This is a genomic window from Streptomyces sp. NPDC018693, from assembly GCF_044391385.1.
Classification (GTDB): domain Bacteria; phylum Actinomycetota; class Actinomycetes; order Streptomycetales; family Streptomycetaceae; genus Streptomyces.
The window spans coordinates 786,454-804,354 of sequence record NZ_JBIRZZ010000002.1; the positions used below are offsets into that span (position 1 = coordinate 786,454).

18 protein-coding genes are annotated in these 17,901 nt (G+C 70.9%); 6 read left to right on the forward strand and 12 right to left on the reverse strand.

Going from position 1 to position 17,901, the window contains the following annotated elements:
• Positions 1–104: 104 nt before the first annotated feature.
• Positions 105–1,274: a serine hydrolase domain-containing protein gene (locus tag ACH5AC_RS08070; protein ID WP_398860843.1), complete on the forward strand. Its 1,170-nt coding sequence runs from the start codon at positions 105–107 to the stop codon at positions 1,272–1,274.
• A 57-nt stretch (positions 1,275–1,331) separates the two neighbouring features.
• On the opposite strand, the gene ACH5AC_RS08075 is transcribed toward ACH5AC_RS08070, so the two are convergent.
• The gene (locus tag ACH5AC_RS08075; protein ID WP_398860844.1) at positions 1,332–2,474 is read right to left on the reverse strand and encodes an acyl-CoA dehydrogenase family protein; all 1,143 of its coding nucleotides are present in this window, start codon (positions 2,472–2,474) and stop codon (positions 1,332–1,334) included.
• A gap of 278 nt (positions 2,475–2,752) precedes the next feature.
• Here ACH5AC_RS08075 and ACH5AC_RS08080 point away from each other — a divergent pair, with 278 nt between their 5' ends.
• Both ACH5AC_RS08080 and ACH5AC_RS08085 read left to right on the forward strand, forming a co-directional pair.
• A complete protein-coding gene (locus ACH5AC_RS08080; protein WP_398860845.1) occupies positions 2,753–3,607 on the forward strand; it encodes a BTAD domain-containing putative transcriptional regulator in 855 nt (284 codons plus the stop codon).
• Between the two features lie 62 nt (positions 3,608–3,669).
• Positions 3,670–4,596, forward strand: coding sequence for an MBL fold metallo-hydrolase (locus ACH5AC_RS08085; protein ID WP_398860846.1), 927 nt, complete (start codon positions 3,670–3,672; stop codon positions 4,594–4,596).
• A 54-nt stretch (positions 4,597–4,650) separates the two neighbouring features.
• Here ACH5AC_RS08085 and ACH5AC_RS08090 read toward each other — a convergent pair whose 3' ends face one another.
• Entirely contained in the window at positions 4,651–5,580 is a 930-nt protein-coding gene (locus tag ACH5AC_RS08090) for an NAD-dependent epimerase/dehydratase family protein (protein WP_398860847.1), read from the reverse strand.
• The gene (locus tag ACH5AC_RS08095) at positions 5,577–6,170 is read right to left on the reverse strand and encodes a dTDP-4-dehydrorhamnose 3,5-epimerase family protein (protein ID WP_398860848.1); all 594 of its coding nucleotides are present in this window, start codon (positions 6,168–6,170) and stop codon (positions 5,577–5,579) included. Before ACH5AC_RS08095 ends, ACH5AC_RS08090 begins: the two co-directional genes overlap by 4 nt.
• A 189-nt stretch (positions 6,171–6,359) precedes the next feature.
• Here ACH5AC_RS08095 and ACH5AC_RS08100 point away from each other — a divergent pair, with 189 nt between their 5' ends.
• Complete coding sequence (locus ACH5AC_RS08100; protein ID WP_398860849.1) at positions 6,360–7,625, forward strand: nucleotide disphospho-sugar-binding domain-containing protein; 1,266 nt, start codon at positions 6,360–6,362, stop codon at positions 7,623–7,625.
• On the opposite strand, the gene ACH5AC_RS08105 is transcribed toward ACH5AC_RS08100, so the two are convergent.
• Together ACH5AC_RS08105 and ACH5AC_RS08110 are read right to left on the reverse strand one after the other, a co-directional pair.
• The gene (locus ACH5AC_RS08105; protein ID WP_398860850.1) at positions 7,601–8,353 is read right to left on the reverse strand and encodes an FkbM family methyltransferase; all 753 of its coding nucleotides are present in this window, start codon (positions 8,351–8,353) and stop codon (positions 7,601–7,603) included. The two genes, ACH5AC_RS08100 and ACH5AC_RS08105, sit on opposite strands and share 25 nt — an antisense overlap.
• Positions 8,354–8,423: 70 nt before the next feature.
• The gene (locus ACH5AC_RS08110; protein WP_398860851.1) at positions 8,424–9,404 is read right to left on the reverse strand and encodes a twin-arginine translocation signal domain-containing protein; all 981 of its coding nucleotides are present in this window, start codon (positions 9,402–9,404) and stop codon (positions 8,424–8,426) included.
• Positions 9,405–9,576: 172 nt separating this feature from the next.
• On the opposite strand from ACH5AC_RS08110, the gene fabD reads away from it, so the two are divergent.
• Positions 9,577–10,521 (forward strand): ACP S-malonyltransferase, encoded by a 945-nt coding sequence (fabD, locus tag ACH5AC_RS08115; protein WP_398860852.1) that lies wholly within the window; start codon positions 9,577–9,579, stop codon positions 10,519–10,521.
• A gap of 78 nt (positions 10,522–10,599) precedes the next feature.
• Here the strand turns inward: fabD and ACH5AC_RS08120 are convergent, their stop codons facing one another.
• The 4 genes from ACH5AC_RS08120 to ACH5AC_RS08135 form a co-directional block, all read right to left on the reverse strand.
• Positions 10,600–11,385 carry an SDR family NAD(P)-dependent oxidoreductase gene (locus ACH5AC_RS08120; protein WP_398860926.1) on the reverse strand — a complete coding sequence of 262 codons (786 nt, stop codon included), beginning with the start codon at positions 11,383–11,385 and terminating at the stop codon, positions 10,600–10,602.
• A complete protein-coding gene (locus ACH5AC_RS08125; protein WP_398860853.1) occupies positions 11,379–12,584 on the reverse strand; it encodes a serine hydrolase domain-containing protein in 1,206 nt (401 codons plus the stop codon). Before ACH5AC_RS08125 ends, ACH5AC_RS08120 begins: the two co-directional genes overlap by 7 nt.
• Entirely contained in the window at positions 12,577–13,557 is a 981-nt protein-coding gene (locus tag ACH5AC_RS08130; RefSeq protein ID WP_398860854.1) for an aromatase/cyclase, read from the reverse strand. The genes ACH5AC_RS08125 and ACH5AC_RS08130 overlap by 8 nt, the downstream gene beginning before the upstream one ends.
• A gap of 132 nt (positions 13,558–13,689) precedes the next feature.
• Positions 13,690–14,622, reverse strand: coding sequence for a nitroreductase/quinone reductase family protein (locus ACH5AC_RS08135; protein WP_398860855.1), 933 nt, complete (start codon positions 14,620–14,622; stop codon positions 13,690–13,692).
• A gap of 364 nt (positions 14,623–14,986) precedes the next feature.
• Between ACH5AC_RS08135 and ACH5AC_RS08140 the strand changes: the two genes are divergently transcribed.
• The gene (locus ACH5AC_RS08140) at positions 14,987–15,118 is read left to right on the forward strand and encodes a hypothetical protein (protein ID WP_398860856.1); all 132 of its coding nucleotides are present in this window, start codon (positions 14,987–14,989) and stop codon (positions 15,116–15,118) included.
• Between the two features lie 442 nt (positions 15,119–15,560).
• Here the strand turns inward: ACH5AC_RS08140 and ACH5AC_RS08145 are convergent, their stop codons facing one another.
• The 3 genes from ACH5AC_RS08145 to ACH5AC_RS08155 are packed head-to-tail and all read right to left on the reverse strand — an operon-like array spanning position 15,561 to position 17,829.
• Complete coding sequence (locus ACH5AC_RS08145; RefSeq protein ID WP_398860857.1) at positions 15,561–16,595, reverse strand: LLM class flavin-dependent oxidoreductase; 1,035 nt, start codon at positions 16,593–16,595, stop codon at positions 15,561–15,563.
• 19 nt (positions 16,596–16,614) lie between these two features.
• Positions 16,615–17,349, reverse strand: coding sequence for an SDR family NAD(P)-dependent oxidoreductase (locus tag ACH5AC_RS08150; RefSeq protein WP_398860858.1), 735 nt, complete (start codon positions 17,347–17,349; stop codon positions 16,615–16,617).
• A gap of 39 nt (positions 17,350–17,388) precedes the next feature.
• On the reverse strand, positions 17,389–17,829 hold the full coding sequence (locus ACH5AC_RS08155) for a nuclear transport factor 2 family protein (RefSeq protein ID WP_398860859.1): 441 nt from the start codon (positions 17,827–17,829) through the stop codon (positions 17,389–17,391).
• Positions 17,830–17,901: the final 72 nt, after the last annotated feature.

Below are 17,901 nucleotides of genomic sequence, written 5' to 3' on the forward strand. Positions count from 1 at the left end.
GAAGCGGCCCCGCGCGAGCGCCGCGTTGCCGAGAGTCGAGCGAACCACGAGCGCGGAGAGCGACTGTCGTAGGCCATCAGGCGTGGATACGGAGGTAGGACACGATGAGTGAGTCTCCGCGAGGTGGCTGGGCGGCGGACGCCTTCGCCGGGGTTGCCGAGGCATTCGAGGAGAACTTCGCCGCGGGCGCTGAGGTCGGCGCCGGGGTGTGCGTGTATCACCGCGGTGAGCCGGTGGTCGACATCTGGGGCGGCTTCGCGGACGAGGACCGGGTGGATCCGTGGCGCCCCGACACCCTGGGGCTGCTCGCCTCGCCGACCAAGGCGCTGGTCGCGGTGTCGGCGCTGCGGCTGGTGGATCAGGGACTGCTCGACCTCGACGCGCCGCTCGCCGACCACTGGCCGGAGTTCGCCGCGCACGGCAAGGAGGGCATCACCCTGCGCATGGTGCTCAGCCACCGCTCGGGAGTGGTGTGCCTGGACCATGCCCCGATCACCAACGAGGCCATGCGCACCCACCTGCCGGTCGCCGAGGCACTCGCCGAGGCCCGGCCGGAGTGGGAGCCGGACACCGCACACGGCTACCACGGAATCACCTTCGGCTACCTGGTCAGCGAGCTGATGCGGCGCTGTACGGGGCTCACCGTGGGCCGGTACTTCGCCCAGGAGATCGCCGGCCCGCTCGGGCTGGAATGCCACATCGGTGTGCCCGACCCCGCAGCCGTGCACCTGGCGACGATGTTCCAGTCCAAGGCCGAGGCACTCTTCGCGGGTGACGACCAGGACCTGGCCGCCTTCCTCGACCCGAGCACGCTGACCCACCGGGCGATGATGGGCAGCCTGGCCCTGGACGTGGCGGCGATCGACACGGCGTGGGAGGACCCCTCCTACGGCGGGCGGGCCAGCGCGCGGTCCCTCGCCCGCTTCATGGCCGCGCTGATCAGCGAGGTGGACGGGATCCGCCTGCTGAGCCCGGCCCTCGTCGGGGAGATGACGCGGATGCACTCCAAAGGCCACTGCCTGGTGACACAGACGCCGTGCAACTGGGGGCTGGGCGTGCAGCTTCCCGACCATCCGGTCTTCCCGGCCGATGCCGGTCTGGCCACCGCCTTCGGCCTCAGCGCCGCCAACGGCTCGTACCTCTTCGCCGACCCCGAGCACGACCTGGCCTTCGGCTACATGCAGAACGCGGGCTCCCCGGTGATGGGCACGCTGGACGACCGGCCCCGCCGGCTCATCGAGGCGGTCTACCGGTGTGCGGAGACGATGCGGTAACCGCTCCCGTCGGCGGCGCCGTCCCGGGCGGCGCCGCTCGCGTGGTACGAGGGGCCGTCAGTCCTCGAGCCCCAAGGCGCTCGCCGTGTAGGCGGCGGCGGCCGGTCCCGGTTGCAGCACCACGTGGCCGGCCGCGGAGTTGGCGTCGCGCCACAGCCGTTGCAGGGGGTGCTGCACGCTGTGGCCCGAGGTGCCGGAAGCACGGAAGAGCTGGTTGACCGTGGTCACCAGAAGATCTGCCGCGAGGGCGCAGTCGCGCTGGTTGCGGGCCCGTTCCAGGGGTGTGGCCTCCGCTCCCCGGTCGGCGACCCGGGCGGCCCGTTCGAGCAGGGACCGGGCCGCGTCGATGGTGCCGGAGCTGCGGGCCAGGGTCTCCTCGTAGAAGCCGCGGGCAGGTCCGGGCTGCTTGGGGGACCAGGAGCGGATCTTCTGCGCCGCGTACGACGACCACAGGTCGAGCGCGCCCTCGGCGGCGCCGAGGACGGGCAGGGCGAAGAAGAGCCCGTTCACCGCTGTCAGGGGAACCTGGTGGCAGCGGGGCGCGGAGGTGTCGGCGGCGCCCTCCAGGAGGCTGCTGAGCGGGAAGCTCAGCTCGGCGGGCACGAAGACGTCCTCGGCGATGAGCGTGTCACTGCCGGTGGCCCGCATCCCGACATCCGACCAGGTCCGCTTCGTCCGGTAGTCGGCGCGCGGGAGGGCGAACAGACGCGGCTCGTACCGCGAGCCCGACTTCGCCACCCCGCACACCAGCGCCCAGTCGGAGTGCTCGACGGCACTGATGTACGGCCACGTCCCGGACAACAGCCAGCCGTCCTGCTCCGCATGGGCCCGGCCGACGGGGGAGACGCCGCCGACGATCAGGACGTCCGGCCCGTCCTGCCACACCCGCTTGCGACCCTCCTGCGGCAGGTAGCCGGCCATGCGCGCCATGCTCGCTGCCAGTGACGCGCACCACGCCGTCGCCGGACATTTCGCCGCGACAACGGAAACCGCGGTGCTGACTTCTGTGAAAGTCCCGGCCGCCCCGCCGTACTCCTCCGCCACGAAGTGGCGTCCGAATCCGGCCATCCTGATGGCATGCATCACATCAGGGCTCAACTGACGCTCCTCCTCGGCCTGTTCGGCATGCCGCGCAGCGAGCGCCGCGATGTGGTGCGCGGCCAGTGCGATCCCTGATTCGGACAGAGTGAGTTCGGGCATTTCGGCCTCCTGGACTCGGCTTGAGCGCCGATGGTGCACGCGGCTCTTCGCAGCGAGCTAGAACACCGCTTGAGCTGGCCGCGTTCGAGGGCGCTACGAGGCGATTCAAGCGAGCCTCAAGATGCCCCTCGCAGGCTGAACGACGGGTGATGTTCGATGCGTCGCCGAGCCTGTCCGTAGACAAGTCCGAAGTAAGAGCGGGGTGAGTGCGGGTCCGTCGGAATAACCATGGAAATCTGTCCGCTGTGTGCTAATTCACAGCGGCCGTCCTAGGGGGAATGGAAATTATTCAGGACGTGGTGTCGGCGCAGCAGGTGGAGGCGCCGGATGAGCAGACGATGGAGATCAACGTACTGGGCCCGGTCAGAGTCCGGATGGGCGGCCACTCCGTGGTCCCGACCGCGGGCAAGCCCAAGCAGGTGCTGACCCTCCTGGCCCTGCGCTGCGGGCGGGTGGTGCCCGTGTCGACGCTCATGGAGGAGATCTGGGGCGACAAGGTGCCCCGGAGCGGGACCACAACGCTCCAGACGTACATCCTTCAACTCCGCAAGCTCATCGCCAGGACCCTCCCGGACGACTCCCCGCTGAATGCGAAGGACCTGCTGGTCACGCACTTCAACGGCTACCAGCTGGCCATCCGGCCGCGCGCGTTCGACCTGCGCGAGTTCGAGCGGCTCACCGTCGAGGGTGACTCCCTGCTGGCGGCCGGGGACGCGGAGACCGCCTCGCGCCGACTGGGACGGGCCCTTCAGCTGTGGAGCGGGCCGGCCCTGATGGACGTGCCGGCCGGCCAGGTCCTGGAGATGGAGGCCATGGGCATGGAGGAGTCCCGGATGCGGGCCCAGGAACTGCGCATCCTCGCCGACCTGCAGCTGGGCAGGCACGCCATGCTCATCCCCGAGTTGCGCATGCTCGTCGCCCAGTCCCCGATGCACGAGAACTTCTGCGCCATGCTGATGATCGCCCTGCAGCGTTCCGGGGCGCCGTGGCGGGCGCTGCAGGTCTTCCGCAGCCTTCGCCAGACCCTGATCGGCGAACTCGGCGTCGAGCCCTCCAACCGGCTGCAACGGCTGCACCAGGCGGTGCTGTCGAACGTCCCGGACCTGCCGCTCGCCGCGTACGACCTGGCCTGAACCGCCCGGCCGCGCGTCCGGGACGTCCCTCGTCCCATCCGTCACGTCAAGGAGGCTCTTTCGTGTCCCCAGCAGCCAGTGAGCCGTTTCTTCAGGAGGTGGCCGCCGATGTCTTCGCGTATCTCCAGCCGGAGGGCGGTTGGTGTGTCAGCAACGCCGGGCTCATCGCATCCGGCGGATCCACCGCACTGATCGACACCGCGGCGACCGAGGCGCGTGCCCGGCGCCTGCGCCGACAGGTGCTGACCGACGGCCGGCCGGCGCCGTCCGCCCTGGTCAACACCCACTCGCACGGTGACCACACCTTCGGCAACTTCCTGTTCCCCGAGGCCACCGTGATCGCCCATGCCAACGCCCGTGAGGAGATGGCACGGGCCGGGCTGCACCTGACCGAGCTCTGGCCGGACGTGGCCTGGGGCGGGGTCGAGGTGAGGCTGCCCGTGGTCACCTACCGGGACCGGTTGACCCTGCACGTCGGCGAGGTGACCGCCGAGCTGCTGCACCTCGGGCCGGCGCACACCGCCCATGACACCGTTGTCTGGATCCCCGAGCGGAAGGTGCTGTTCACCGGCGACATCGTCATGTCCGGGTTCACTCCGTTCGTGCCGCTCGGCTCGGTCTCCGGTTCGCTGAAGGTGATCCAGCAGCTCCGCGACCTCGGCGCCACGACCGTGGTGACGGGGCACGGACCGGTAGCCGGACCCGAGGTCCTCGATGTCGCCGAGGAGTATCTGCGCTGGGTGCGGCAATTGGCCGCGGACGGGATCGCCGCGGGGCTTCCGCCGCTGGATGTGGCGCGCGAGGCCGACCTCGGCCGGTTCGCCGAACTGGGTGAGTCGGAGCGGCTGGTGGCCAACCTGCACCGCGCCTACGCGGAGCAGCGGACGCCGGCGGCGGAGCTGGACTTCGACGTGCTGCTCAAGGAGATGGGCATCATCTTCGGCGAGATGATGGAGTACCACGGAGGCCCGCTGACCTGCTGCGCCTGACCTGTCGACCGCAGGGGGTCCTCGCTCGGTGAGGGCCCCCTGCGGTCTGGCTCGTCACCCGACCAGGCTGTCCCACATCGCCACCATGGACTCGGCCACGGTGAACCGCGGCCGCCAGCCCAGCGCCGACCCGGCCAGGGAGATGTCGGCCCTGGTCCAGTCGCCCCCGTGGCTGTTCACCGCGTCGCCGGTCTCCTTGACGGTATCGGCGGGCAGGCCGCCGGCCCGCAGCAGCTCACCCACCAGGCTCCGGACGGAGACGGCGGTTCCGCTGCCGATGTTCAGTACCCGGGGCACCGCGGGCAGCACCGCCGCCCGGACGATCGCCTCCGCGGCGTCCCGGACGTCGACGTAGTCCCGTCGCGCGTCGGAGATGGAGAGCTCGATCACGCCGGACCGGCCGGGATCGCGCAGCCGGCGGGCCAGCGAGCCCAGGAAGGTCTCGGACGCCGGGTACGGCCCGAGGGTGTTGGCGAGCCGGACGACCACCCCGTCGACGCCGTTCGGGCCCGCCGCGTCGAGCACTGTCGCGGAGGCGGCGAGCTTCACGCGCGCGTAGAGGCTTTCCGGCGCGGGCGTCAGTCCCTCGTGCAGCGAACTCCCCTCGGGTACCGGGCCGTACTCGTGCAGCGTGCCGACATGCACCAGGCGCGGCCGGCCCGGCAGGCGGCGCAGTGCGTCGACGACGTGCTCGACGGGCCGGACGTTGAGCAGCCGCATCTCCGCCTCGTCCGGCCCCCAGCCGGTGAAGGCGTTGACCACGGTGTCGATGCGCTCGCGGGAGAGAACCGCGGCCAGTCCGGCACCTCCGGCCGTCACCAGGTCGAGCGGCACGAACCGGTACGGCACCGGGTACGAGGCCGGCCGGCGGGCGACCGCGGTCACCTCGTGGCCCTGCCCGGCGAAGGCGGCGCAGACCTGCCTGCCCACCGAGCCGGTTCCGCCCAGCACGGCCACACGCCTGGGCGGGAGCGCGGCGCTCACGCACCCACCTGCCCAGCCACGCACTCCTCGTACTTCGGGAGCAGTCCCCGCTCCAGCGCCTCGTCCAGGCTCATCGCGGCGTGGTCCCGGTCGGAGACGATGAACTCCGTCTCCGCAGGCCAGGGCAGGGCGAGCGTGGGGTCGAACGGGTCGATCGCCTGCTCCAGCTCCGGCACATAGCTGGTCGACATCAGGTAGTGCATCATCGTGTCGTCCTCGAGCGCCAGAAACGTGTGGCCGACCCCGACCGGCACGTAGACGGCGCGGAACGACTCGGCGTCCAGTTCGACGCAGTCCCATTTCCCGAACGTGGGCGAGCCGACGCGAATGTCCACGACGAAGTCGAGCACCCGCCCATGGGCGCAGTAGACGTACTTGGCCTGCCCGGGCGGTGCGGTGGTGAAGTGGATGCCGCGCAGCACACCGCGGGACGAACGGCTGAGGTTGGTCTGTGCCACGTGGAATTCATGGCCGATACGGGACCGGAACAGCGGCCCCTGCATCGGCGAGACGAACACCCCACGCCGGTCCGGGAAGAGCTGGGGCGTGAGTTCGTAGGCTCCTGGCACGGCGAGTTCGCGAACATGCATGACGCATTCCTTGGCTGTTGGCCTAATTGATGGTGGGAGACGGCATACCGATGCTGCCAGAGAACCGGCAATGCCGGGTAGCGAAATGATCCGACATCGTCTGCTCTCAAGTTCTTTTCCAGCGGCATTCCAGAACGCCTGGGCATGTTATTTCCGCCGAAGTATGCCGGGCGAGAGGAAAAAAATTCGATGCGTGTTCTGTTCTGTGCCTTCCCCGCGACGGCGCATGTGCATCCGCTCGTTCCGTTGGCCTGGGCGTTGCAGAACGCCGGGCACGAGGTGCGCGTCGCGATCCATCCCGGCGCGGCGCATCTGGTGACCGAGGCCGGTCTCGCCCCGGTACCGGTCGGCGCGGCGCTGACCGAGGTCATGGAGTGGAACGACAACTTCGAGAAACTCGACACGCTCACCGACTTCCTGTCGGTGGACGCGGCGCACGAGGACGGCTGGGCCCGCAAGTGGGCCGGCATGACCAGGATGCTGGCCGGGTTCGCGCCCATGCTCGACGATCTGGTGGACTTCTGCCGGTCCTGGCAGCCGGATCTGGTGCTCTGGGACCCGTTCTGCGTGCCGGCGGCCGTCGCCGCGACGGTGACCGGGGCCGCACAGGGGCGCTTCCTGTGGGGGCAGGACAACATCGGCTGGCTGCACGCGCGCTCGAGGGAGCGGCTGGCGCGGCTGGGCGCCGGTCCGCAGGAGGATCCGGTGACCGCGCTGATGCGGCCGATGCTGGAGCCGTACGGACTCGAGCATCGCGAGGAGCTGCTGCTCGGCCAATGGTCCGTCGACCCGGTACCCGCGCCGCTCCGGCTGCCGGTCGACCTGTCGTACGAGCCGATCCGGCGGGTCCCCTACAACGGCAACCGGACGCCCCCCGCCTGGGTGCACGAGCGGCCCGAGCGGCCCCGGGTGTGCCTGTCGCTCGGCATGGGAGGCCGGGGCCGGCAGTTGTTCCGCGAGGCGGGGATCTCCTTCGCCGACGTGGTCGCCGCCCTGTCCGAGCTGGACATCGAGCTGGTCACCACCCTGCACGCCGAGCAGCTGGCCACCGTGCGGGAGGTTCCGGAGAACGTCCGGCTGGTGGAGTACGTGCCGCTGAACTACCTGTTGCCCAGCTGCTCGGTGCTGATCCACCACGGCGGGGGCGGCACCTTCGCCGCGGCCGTGACGCACCGGGTGCCGCAGCTGGTCACCCCCCTGCCGATGTGGGGCGAGGCGCGGACCGCGCGGTACGTCGCCGAGAGCGGCGCGGGACTCATGCTGGAGCCGAAGGAGCTCACCGTCGAGCTGCTGCGCGAGCAGGTGCAACGGCTGATCTCGGAGCCCTCGTTCCAGGCCGGCGTGGACCAGCTGCACGCGCAGATGAGGTCCATGCCGGCCCCGGACGAGGTGGTGCGCAGGCTGGAGGCGCTGACGGCCCAGCACCGGGGTCAGCGCCGTGCGGTGACGTTGTAGATGCCGAGTTCCGGCCACATGTGAGGAGCGCGTACGCTGCGGACGCTCAGCCCGCGCTCCCCCAGGATCCGTTCCACGGCCTCCCGCTTGCCGTCCGTCTCGATCAGCAGGGCGCCGATCCTGGGCCAGTCCTCCTCGGCGATGCCGTGGAGGACATCCAGTTCCGCGCCCTCGGCGTCGATCTTCACCAGGTCGATGCGTCCGTCGGCCGCGCTCCGGCCGAGGGCCTGCGAGAACGTCTCCACCTCGACGGCCATGGGCTCGGTCGCGAACAGTTCCGCCGCCTTGCCGTCGCCCGCGTGCCGTGCCATCAGGCGCCGGGCGGCGGCCAGTTGGGCGGGGTGGAGGGTGGAGTTCCCCGCGAGTCGCGGCACGTGTGTGAAGTCCGCGGCGGCGGCCGGCCGCGCGCCCAGGCAGGCCCGGTGGACCACGACGTCCTCCGCCACGCCGTGCAGCGCCAGGTTGCGGCGCAGCAGCCGGACGTTGCCCGGCACCGGCTCGAAGGCGATCACCCGGGCACGCGGCCACCGGCGCTTGACGAAAAGGGTGAACAGCCCGATACCCGCGCCGACGTCGACCACGACGGGCGGGTCCGGGAGGTGGTCGAGGCAGTAGCTGTCGTCGTCCTCGAAGATCTCCCGGTAGCCGAAGCGCGCGGTGGCCTCCTCGGCGGCGTAGCAGGAGAACCCCGGTGCGAGTTCGATCAGGCGGATGTCGTCGTCGGCCATGCGATTCCCCTCTTGGGACGGTGTTCGGCACAGACGGGGAGGAGCCCGGCCGTGGCCGGGCTCCTGACGGCTACGCGGGCCGCGGTATGGCCACTGCGTTGTATTCCGTGGTCGGCGTCGGCGGCAGGGGGAACCGCGAGTTGGTCAGGTACAGCCGGTCGCGGTACGGCGCGACGGCGCTCGGCGTGTCGAAGCGCCCGTCGGTGATGCGGCGGACAAGGGCGCCTCTGGTGCCGTCCGCGGCGAGCGAGACCACCGCGAGGTCGCTCTGGGACGGTGCGTACAGCGTACGGCCGCTCACGGCGATCCCGTTCGTGGTCCCGAAGTGCGCACCGTCGACCCGCGACCGGCGGGCGTCACCGGTCCGCGGGTCGACCCGGAACAGGGTGCCGCCGTCCACGTACTGGTTGACGACCAGCAGGGTCCGGCCGCACGGGGACGGCGCGATGCCGGTCCCGGTGAGCTGCCACTGGGTCTGGCTCTGCTGCCACTCACCCGTCAGCGGCAGTGTGACGACCTCGTTCCGCTCCGGCAGCGTGCCGCCCGGACCGAACGGCACGCCGAACAGGACGCCGGTCATCCCGTCGGTGAACCACGCGGCGTCGCGGGTGACGGTGGCGAGGTTCACACAGGTGGTGGCGGTGCCCAGCCCCTCGTAGACCTTGAGTACCGCCCCGGTCATGCCGTCCATGACGGTGATGGTCCGGCCCCAGCCGCCGCCGATGAACAGCCGGCCCAGGGGGTCCAGGGCGAGGCCGATCGCGTTGTGGCCCGAGCCGAGCCCGTCGAAGAGGAACTCCCCCTCGCCCGTGACGAGATCGGCCCGGTAGATCGCGGCTGTGAGCAGCGAACCGAAGTAGGCGAAGGGCCGCCCGCCGATCGCCAGGCCGGCCGGATGGAGTCCGTCGGGCAGGCGCAGGGTGGTCGGCCACGTCGGCTGTCCGGGGCGTTCTCCCGCCCGGACGGGCGCCGCGGCACCGACAACCGCCGCGCCTCCGGCAGCCGCACTCAGACCGAGGAATCCCCGACGAGTCAGCGTCTTCTTCCGCATGCCGTTCCTCTCCTAGAAATCGACCGCCGCTGGCGGTGGTCGAACGATGACAGGCCGGGCCGGAATACCGCTTGAGCGGACCTCTCGGGAGCTGAAGCCGTGTTCAAGCCGTGGTGTAGGCCCACTCGGAAGACTGCGGGCCTTGCCACCAGCCGAGAGTGAGTTGTCTGCAATGGACAGGATCGCCTTTCTCTTCCCCGGCCAAGGCTCGCAACGAGTGGGCATGGGCCTCGAACTGCTGCGGCGCTGGCCCGAGCTGACCGAGAAGTACTACCGCCGCGCCGACGAGGTGCTCGGCTTCGAGCTCTCCCGGCTCTGCTGGGAGGGTCCGGCCCAGGAGCTGCGGCAGATGCCGGTCACCCAGCCCGCCGTGGTGCTGACCAGCGTGGTGGCGCACGAGGTGCTGCACGCCCATGGCGTCGTCCCGGACATCGTGGCCGGGCACAGTCTGGGCGAGTTCAGCGCGCTGGTCTGCGCGGGCGTCCTGGACTGGGTCGACGCGCTCCGGCTGGTCAGGCTCCGCGGGGAGCTGATGATGGCGGCCAACCAGCGGGTCCCCGGCAAGATGGCGGCGGTCGTCGGCCTCGATCTCGCGACGGTGGAGGAGATGTGCGCCAAGGCCGCCGCCGCTTCCGGGGAGGTCGTGGAGGTCGCCAACCACAACGACTTCACCCAGGTGGTGGTCTCCGGGCAGACGGCCGCGGTGGACGCGCTCGCCGAACTGGTCTGGCAGGCCGGCGCCGACCGCGTCGTGGTGCTGGAGATCGGCGGCGCCGCGCACTGCACCCTCCTCGGCGGTGTCGAGGACGAGTTCGCCGCGGCCCTGGAGGAGGTGGAGTTCCGCGATCCGGTGATCCCCGTCGTGTCCAGCTTCAGCGCCGCGCCGGTCACCGGCGGTGCGGACGCCCGCGTCTGCCTGCGGCGTCAGCTCACCGGCCGGGTCGACTGGACCGGTACGGCGCTGCGGCTCGCGGCCGAGGGCGCGGGTCGGCTGGTGGAGGTGGGTCCCGGCAAGGTCCTGGGCGGTCTGTGCCGTCGGATCACTTCCGGGGTGACCACTCACCGGACGGACAGCGAGGAGCAGATGGCGCTCACCCTGGCCGGCCTGGCCGCCTGAACCACGGCTCCGGACCGATGGCGTCGAAGGGGCGTCCCGCACGACAGCCGGCGGGACGCCCCTTCTGGCGCGGGCCGGTCAGTAGTTGCCGAGGCCGCCGCAGACATTCAGGGCCTGCGCGGTGACCGCGTCGCTGCCGGGGCCGACCAGGTAGGCGACCATGGCGGCCACCTCGTCGGGCTCGACGTAGCGGCCGATCGGCACCCGGGCACTGACCCGCTCGTGCACCTCGTCGGCCGGGACCCCCCACAGCCCGGAGTAGACCTCGCGGACCCGCTCGGCCATGGGCGTCTCGACGAAGCCCGGGCAGACCGCGTTCACGGTCACACCGGTCTTGGCCAACTCCAGGCCGAGCGCCTTCGTGAACCCGACCACGCCGTGCTTGGCGGCCGAGTACGGGGCGCCGTTGACCACGCCCTGTTTGCCGCCGGTGGAGGCGATGTTGATGACGCGCCCCCAGCCGCGGTCCAGGATGCCGCCGTTCTCGAGGACCTCCTTGGTCATCAGGAAGACGCTGTTGAGGTTGGTGTTGATCACGTCCAGCCACAGCTCCTCGGGGACGTCCTTGGTGATCCCGCCGCCGGACCGGCCGGCGTTGTTCACCAGGATGTCCACCGATCCGAACCGCTCGGTGGCGGCCCGGACGTAGGAGCGGATGTCCTCGCGCGAGGTGACGTCACAGGCCCGACCGTCCACATCGAGGCCCTCCTCCCGCAGGGACTTGACGGTCTGCGCCAGGACCTCCGCCCGCCGGGCGCACAGGTAGACCCGGGCGCCGTCACGGGCCAGGCGCCGTGTGATCTCCAGGCCGATCCCGCTGGTGGCACCGGTCACCAGCGCGACCTTGGGGGTGGGGGTCATGATTCCTCCTTGTGCGAGCGCCCTTCGACGCTCGAGTAGACGGCTCGGACGAGCCGCTGGGCACGGTCGTCGATGCTGCCCAGCTCCCGGGAGCCGGAGTTCTGGACGTAGGCGAAGGCGAGGTCACACCGCGGATCGGCGAAGGTGAAGGTGCCGTTGGCGCCGTCGAAGCCGAACGCGGTGGTCAGTCCGGCGGCGGCCGGGAAGGTGGGGCTGTCGGGCAGCATGAAGCCCAGTCCCCACGCGGTGGACATCATGGTGATGCGGCAGTCGCCCCGGGCGTGCACCCGGCCGATCTGGGCGGACGTCCGCTCGCTGAGCAGCCGGAAGCCGTCGATCTCGCCGAGGAGCGCGGCGTACAGCCGGGCCAGTGACTGGGCGCTGGCCCAGCCGCCGTAGGACGGGTCTTCCGCCGCCGGGTCCGGTTCGGGGTCCAGGGCCATGCTGGCCACGGTCGAGCGGTGGGTGAGGGAGTCGGGCTTGCCGAGCTCGACGAGCATGGCGATGGCATCGCCGGGGTCGCCCCCCGACATCACGTCCTCCGCCTTGGACCGGACCATGGTGGCCCGATGCAACGCGTGCGGGTCGGGCAGGCCGATGTGGCAGTCGAGGCCCAGCGGTGCGGCGATCTCCTCGGCGAAGAACGCGCCGACCGTGCGGCCGGTGCACCTGCGGACCAGTTCGCTGACCAGGTACCCGAAGGTCACCGCGTGGTAGCCGTGTGCGGTGTCCGGCTCCCACTCGGGCCGGGCCACCGCGAGCGCCTCGGCGATGGGGGTGTGGCGCCGCATGTGGTCGGCGGTGATGGGGTCGTGGTCCAGGCAGACCACACCGGAACGGTGGCTCAGCACCATCCGCAGCGTGATCTTCTCCTTGCCGTTGGCGGCGAACTCCGGCCAATAGTCGGCGATCGGCCGGTCCAGCTCCAGTACCCCGCGGTCCACCAGCAGCAGCGCGGCGCTGGAAACCAGGGCCTTGGTCGGGGAGGCGAGCACGCTCAGGGTCGACGGACGCCACGGATCGGTTCGGCCCGGGTCGGCGAAGCCGCCCCACAGGTCCGCCACGGGTTTGCCGCGGTGGTATACGCACACGGCGGCGCCGATCTCCTCCCCGGCGGCGAAGTGCCCCTGGAAGACCCGTGCCACCTCGGCGAAGGAGCTGTCGCAGAAGCCGCCCCGCGGGAAGGTGCTGCCCTCACTCATGGGACGCGGCGTGGGCCAGGGTGCTGCGGCTGTTGCGGCCCAGCGCGGTCCGGACGAACTCCCGTGCGTCGGCGAGCGTCTTCCCGGCGCCCAGCTCCTCGGCGATGGCTCCCGGGTTGATCGCGACGGTGTGCTCGGCCGTCACCAGGACCTCGTCGCCCTCCCCGGCCAGCTCCCACCGTCCGCTGTGCCCGAACAGCAGCCGCGGCGGCACCAGCTGCTTGTAGACGATCAGCTGGCCGGGCAGGCAGACCCGCACCGAGTGCGTGCTGTGCGCGGAGCCGTCCGAGGTGACCGTCTCCATCACCATGTCCTGGAGGTTGGGCTCGTCCTCCTTCAGCGTCACCCGCCGCACATGGGGGAGCCGCTGCGGCCACAGATCCGCGCGGTACAGGAAGTCGTAGACCTCGGCGGCCGGCCGCTTCAGCGCCACCGTGTCGGTGAACGTGAACACCACGTCGTCGACCGAGTGGCCGAGTTCGGCGATACGGGTGAGCGCCTCCAGCTCCACCGCGCTGTTGCGGTCCAGCGCGGAGGAGATCCAGCCGACCGTCTCCTGGGAGTCGTCGACGGCGGTGAACTCGTGGAGCAGCACGATCTCGGTACCGCCGTCGGGCAACGGCCGGAAGTGCCACTCACCGCCCATGCCGGCGATGGGGGCGGCGCTCTCCTCCTGGTCGAAGCGGATCCACAGGGCGTCGGGGTCCAGTTCGCGCCGGGACACCCAGGACTTCAGCTGGCCGTTGACCTGAGCCCACAGCCGGAACCGCTCGGTGTGCGGGCCGCGGCTCAGGTGCTGGGCGTACACGCTCGGCCCGAAGATGGCGGGCCAGCGGGTCACGTCGGCGGCCAGTTCGTAGAGGGTGTGGGCCGGCGCCATCGAGTACCTCAGGTGCTCGGTGCGCCGCAGTCTCGGGTGCCCGTCCCTCGCCCCGGGTCTGCGGTGCCGGCCGCCAGCGGGGATACTGCTCATCGTGGTTCCTCTCCTCCGGGCGCGGCGATCGAACGTACGGCCGCAGGTCGATGGCCGCGCCGATCTGCTGCGGCTACCCGGAGGCGAGGCTGACAGCGGGCACTAGAGGACAGCTCAAGAGCCCGTGCCGGATCAGGCGAACGGCGGCGCCTCGGCTGTGGCGTTGAGAGCCGTCACCACGGTCTGCTCCTCGAACTCGAAGTGGGACTCCAGCCGTCCGGCCAGCTCCTCCAGCTCGGCGCGCAGTTGCACCGGGTCGGACTCGCCGGGGACGAAACCCTCGACCAGCGCCTGGATCGAGTCCTGGAGCTGGGCCACCACCTTGTGCTGCTCGCTGAGCTGGGCGAGCGCCGGGGCGAGCGCCGGGAACTGGGCGGCGAGCGACGGGAAGACGGCCATGTCCTCGCCGGTGTGGTGCCGGCGCAGGGCGCCGCAGAAGCTGAGGCAGTGCGTGCGCATCTGCTGGGCCAGGTCCGGCGGGGTGCGGTCGATTGTCTGCGCGGTGCCGTCGATCACCTGGTCCGCCTGGGTGCGCAGCGTCTGGAGCTCCTTACGGAGCCAGTCGTGCACCTCGACGATCCAGTCCCCCATGCCCTTCACCCGCTCCTCACCGGGCTTCGCCTCGATCCGGTGCAGCACGACGACCGGGATCTCACGGGTGGTCTTGGCCTGGTAGTCGGCGTATCCGGGGGCCTCGGCCACCACCCGCTCGAAGAGCCGGTCCCGTTCCGCGCCCTGCGGGACGGCGGCGATGGCCTTGTAGGTCTCCTCGCCGGTCTCGACGGTCACGATGGGGTTCTTGCGGATGTTGTGGTACCAGGCGGGATGGCGGTCCGAGCCGTTCGCGGAGGCGACGACGACGCCCTTGCCGTCGATGATGAGGTAGCCGAGCGGGGTCTCGCGGGGTTGTCCCGACTTGGCGCCGATGGTCGTCAGCACCGTCAGCGACCAGCCCTCGAACATCCCGGTCATCTTGCCGTTGTTCGCGCGGAACTCGGCGATGATCTGCCGCTGGAAGGCGTTGGCGTCGAAGCCGGACCAGTTCTCGGCTTGCTCCTTGCTCATGCACGTCCTTTCGGGTCGTATCCGAAAAGGAGGGCGGCTGCACAGGAAGCCGACACAAAAAAATACCCGTATGCCTACGCAGTGGAATGGGCGCAGCAAACCCCCGCTTCAGGGGTTGACAAGACTGCGAGAGACGGGCGAGTGCCGATCCCTGTGTTGGCTGAGTAGCCGCTACCTCCATACGTAGGCCCATACGGGGCTCAGAGGAACTCTAACGCTGATCATCCGCAGCGGGCAAGGCCGGCCGGGGCAGCGCGGAAGCGACGGGGCGGAACTCAAGTCAGGCCCTGGCGCGGGCATTTACGTGCTGGCCCATCCCGTACCGGGAGGTCCACTCCCGCACTGTCCTCACCTGGGGTGAGCCGTGGCGGAGCACCGTACTTCGGTCCCGGCGCAGAGCCGGGTCGAACGGCCGCTGATGCGCCGCATCGAGGAACCGGTCGAACAGGCCGCGGTCTCGCTGACGGCCTGTCTCAGCGAGCACGTCGCCCGGTAGCGCGCCGAGCCGCAAGACGATCCGCTCTCCCAGCTGATCGCGGCCCGTGACGAGGCCGAGGGGCGGCTGACCGAGGAGGGCTGGTCACCCTCGGCGTCACCATCCTGGCCGCCGGCACGAGACCACCGCCATAGCCATCGCGAACTTCGTCCACACCCCGCTCGCCCAAGGGCTGGTCCGGCCTGGTGGAGCGGCCGGAGCGGCTCGACACCGCGGTGGAGGAGCTGCTGCGGCACGTCCCGCCGGGCGGGAGCGAGTCCCTGCCCAGGAGTCCCTGGCTGCACCTGGCCGTGCCCGAGCCGGCAGTCGTCCGGCGGGGCGAGACCGCGCTGGTCCGGGGCCGTGCCGAGCCCCGGTGGCCTGGTGATTCGCGGCCGACGCGAATCTCCGAGGGCGTGCCGAGGACTCGTCCCGGGCACGCCATCGGCTCGTCGCGTCGCGGTCAGCTGTCGGCTCCCGACGTCTCGAGCGCCGCCATGGCCTGCTCGAGTATGGCGAGACGGCCGCTCAGGTCGGTGTCGACGGCGGAGATCATGATGCTCAGCGTGGTCACGCCGGCCTTTGCGTAGGCCGCCATGCGTTCCGCGATCCGGTCGACCGGCCCGACCAGCGACGTCCGGTCGATGAAGCCCGCCGGAACCGCCGCGGCCGCCCCCGCACGGTCGCCCGCCTGGATCCGCAGGCTCACCTCCCGCGCCTCCTGCGGCCATCCGAGTTGTGCGGCCAGCTTGCAGTAGAAGTTCCGCGCCGGGGCTCCGATGCCCATCAGATGGGCATAGTGGGCGCGCAGCAGGTCGGTACAGCCCGCGACGTCCTCGCCCACCGAGGTGGCCAGGCACGGGATCACCTCGAAGCCGTCCAGAGCAGCCCCGCGCAGGGCACGCCCGGCGGCGATGCGCTCGACGGACGCGGCGACCTGCTCCGGCGCAGCGAAGACGCCGATCCAGCCGTCGGCTATCTCCCCGGCCAGCTGGAGGTTGCGCGGCCCCACCGCACCCAGATAGACGGGGACGGAGGTGCCCGCCGGCTCGGTGATGACGTGCAGCGGGGCCCCCACGGAGCCGGAGTACGGCAGCCGGTAGTGCTCGCCCGCGTAGACGACCGGCCTGCCGGACAGTGCCGCCCGTACGATCTCCACGTACTCGCGGGTCCGCTCCAGCGGCCGGTCGAACGGCACCCCGTACCAGCCGTCGGAGACATCGGGGTTGGACACCCCGAGGCCCAGCCGGAACCGGCCGCCGGAGAGCGAGTTCAGCGTCGCCGCGGTCAGCGCCGCCATCCCCGGTGTGCGCGCCGGGATCTGCATCACGCCCGAGGCGAGCCCGATCCGGTCGGTCTTCCCGGCCACCAGGCCGAGGACGCTGGCCGCGTCCGATCGGTAGCCCTCGGGGGCGAAGGCGACATCGTAGCCGAGACGTTCGGCGGTGACGGCCAGGTCCGACGCCCCTTGGTACGTCAGGTTCACGCCCAGTTTCACAGTCGTAGCCCCTTCCGGCTCAGATCAGCAGATGCGCGCCGCCGTCGACGAGGACGACCTCGCCGGTGGTGTAGGCCGCGCGCTGCAGCCCGGCCACGACCTCGGCCACGTCCTCCGGCGTGCCGACCCGGCGCAGCGGCGTCGTGGCCTCGACCCGGTTCCGGATCTCGGTGAAGCCCTGGGTCCAGGGCGTGTCGATCAGCCCGGGCGCGACCGCGTTCACCCGGACGTCGGGGCCGAGCGCCCCGGCGAGCAGCCGGGTCATGTGGTCCACCGCGGCCTTGCTGACCGCGTACGGAATGGAGCTGCCTGCCGGACGGGTGCCGGCGACCGACGAGATGTTGACGACATGGCCGCCGCCGGGCGAACGGCGCAGCCATGGCGTGGCCGCGACCGTCGTCTGCCACGTGCCGATGACGTTGAGGCCGAGGATGGTCCGCCAGACCTCACCCGTCGCCGCGGTCAGATCCGCGTGCGGGATCGGCTTCGTGACGCCGGCGTTGTTGACCAGCAGGTCAAGCCGTCCGTACTCGGCGACGACACGTTCGACGAGGTGCTGGGCCTCGGCCTCGTCGGAGACGTCGGCGCGGACGAAGGCGGCGTCGGGCAGCGACGCGGCCAGCTTCTCCCCCGCCGCGACACTGCGGACCGAGTTGACGACGACAGCCATGCCCTCGGCGGACATCCGGCGGGCGATGGCGGCGCCGATTCCGGACGACGACCCGGTGACGAGGGCGACGGGCTTGTCAGTCATACGATTCCTTTCCAGGGAGGACAGCGTTCTGCGCGGAGGTCAGGCGAGCGTGAACATGTGGTCGTGCTCCACTCGGCGGGAGCGGTTGCGTACCTCGCCGTCCTCGATCACCAGCACGTCGTGGACCAGGCAGCTCGGGCCGACGACCGGCTCCTTGACGCCGGGACGGGTGGTGAGGACCAGGGCGTAGAAGCGGGCGTCGTAGGCGCCGTCCTCGCGCGGGGTCAGGTCGAGCATGCTGAACATGTGCCGGCGCTGCACCGGGTCGCTCTCGAACCGGGTGTTGAACCGGCGCAGCTCCTCGATGATTCCGGCACGCGTGCGCGCCGGAGGGACACCGGGAGTGTGCTGGAACTCCCCGTCGGGGGTGAAGGTCCGGGCATACTCCTCGAATCGGTTGCTGTCGAGCAGTTGGACCTGCCTGCCGTAGAACTGGCAGACGGCGATGTAGATGTCCGTGAAAGTCGCCGTGGTCGGCATACGGGTGAGACCTCCGCTGAACTCGGGGTGGAGGGGCCAGGGGCGGCCCGGTCCCAGGGCAGCGAGTCTGCG

What these genes read in the sequence shown, in the direction of transcription:
- ACH5AC_RS08080 (WP_398860845.1), top strand. Translation starts at nt 2,753, where the DNA reads ATGGAAATTATTCAGGACGTGGTGTCGGCGCAGCAGGTGGAGGCGCCG.
- ACH5AC_RS08110 (WP_398860851.1), bottom strand. Translation starts at nt 9,404, where the DNA reads ATGCGGAAGAAGACGCTGACTCGTCGGGGATTCCTCGGTCTGAGTGCG.
- ACH5AC_RS08155 (WP_398860859.1), bottom strand. Translation starts at nt 17,829, where the DNA reads ATGCCGACCACGGCGACTTTCACGGACATCTACATCGCCGTCTGCCAG.
- ACH5AC_RS08095 (WP_398860848.1), bottom strand. Translation starts at nt 6,170, where the DNA reads ATGCATGTTCGCGAACTCGCCGTGCCAGGAGCCTACGAACTCACGCCC.
- ACH5AC_RS08100 (WP_398860849.1), top strand. Translation starts at nt 6,360, where the DNA reads ATGCGTGTTCTGTTCTGTGCCTTCCCCGCGACGGCGCATGTGCATCCG.
- ACH5AC_RS08075 (WP_398860844.1), bottom strand. Translation starts at nt 2,474, where the DNA reads ATGCCCGAACTCACTCTGTCCGAATCAGGGATCGCACTGGCCGCGCAC.
- ACH5AC_RS08130 (WP_398860854.1), bottom strand. Translation starts at nt 13,557, where the DNA reads ATGAGCAGTATCCCCGCTGGCGGCCGGCACCGCAGACCCGGGGCGAGG.
- ACH5AC_RS08135 (WP_398860855.1), bottom strand. Translation starts at nt 14,622, where the DNA reads ATGAGCAAGGAGCAAGCCGAGAACTGGTCCGGCTTCGACGCCAACGCC.
- ACH5AC_RS08150 (WP_398860858.1), bottom strand. Translation starts at nt 17,349, where the DNA reads ATGACTGACAAGCCCGTCGCCCTCGTCACCGGGTCGTCGTCCGGAATC.
- ACH5AC_RS08070 (WP_398860843.1), top strand. Translation starts at nt 105, where the DNA reads ATGAGTGAGTCTCCGCGAGGTGGCTGGGCGGCGGACGCCTTCGCCGGG.
- ACH5AC_RS08105 (WP_398860850.1), bottom strand. Translation starts at nt 8,353, where the DNA reads ATGGCCGACGACGACATCCGCCTGATCGAACTCGCACCGGGGTTCTCC.
- fabD (WP_398860852.1), top strand. Translation starts at nt 9,577, where the DNA reads ATGGACAGGATCGCCTTTCTCTTCCCCGGCCAAGGCTCGCAACGAGTG.
- ACH5AC_RS08125 (WP_398860853.1), bottom strand. Translation starts at nt 12,584, where the DNA reads ATGAGTGAGGGCAGCACCTTCCCGCGGGGCGGCTTCTGCGACAGCTCC.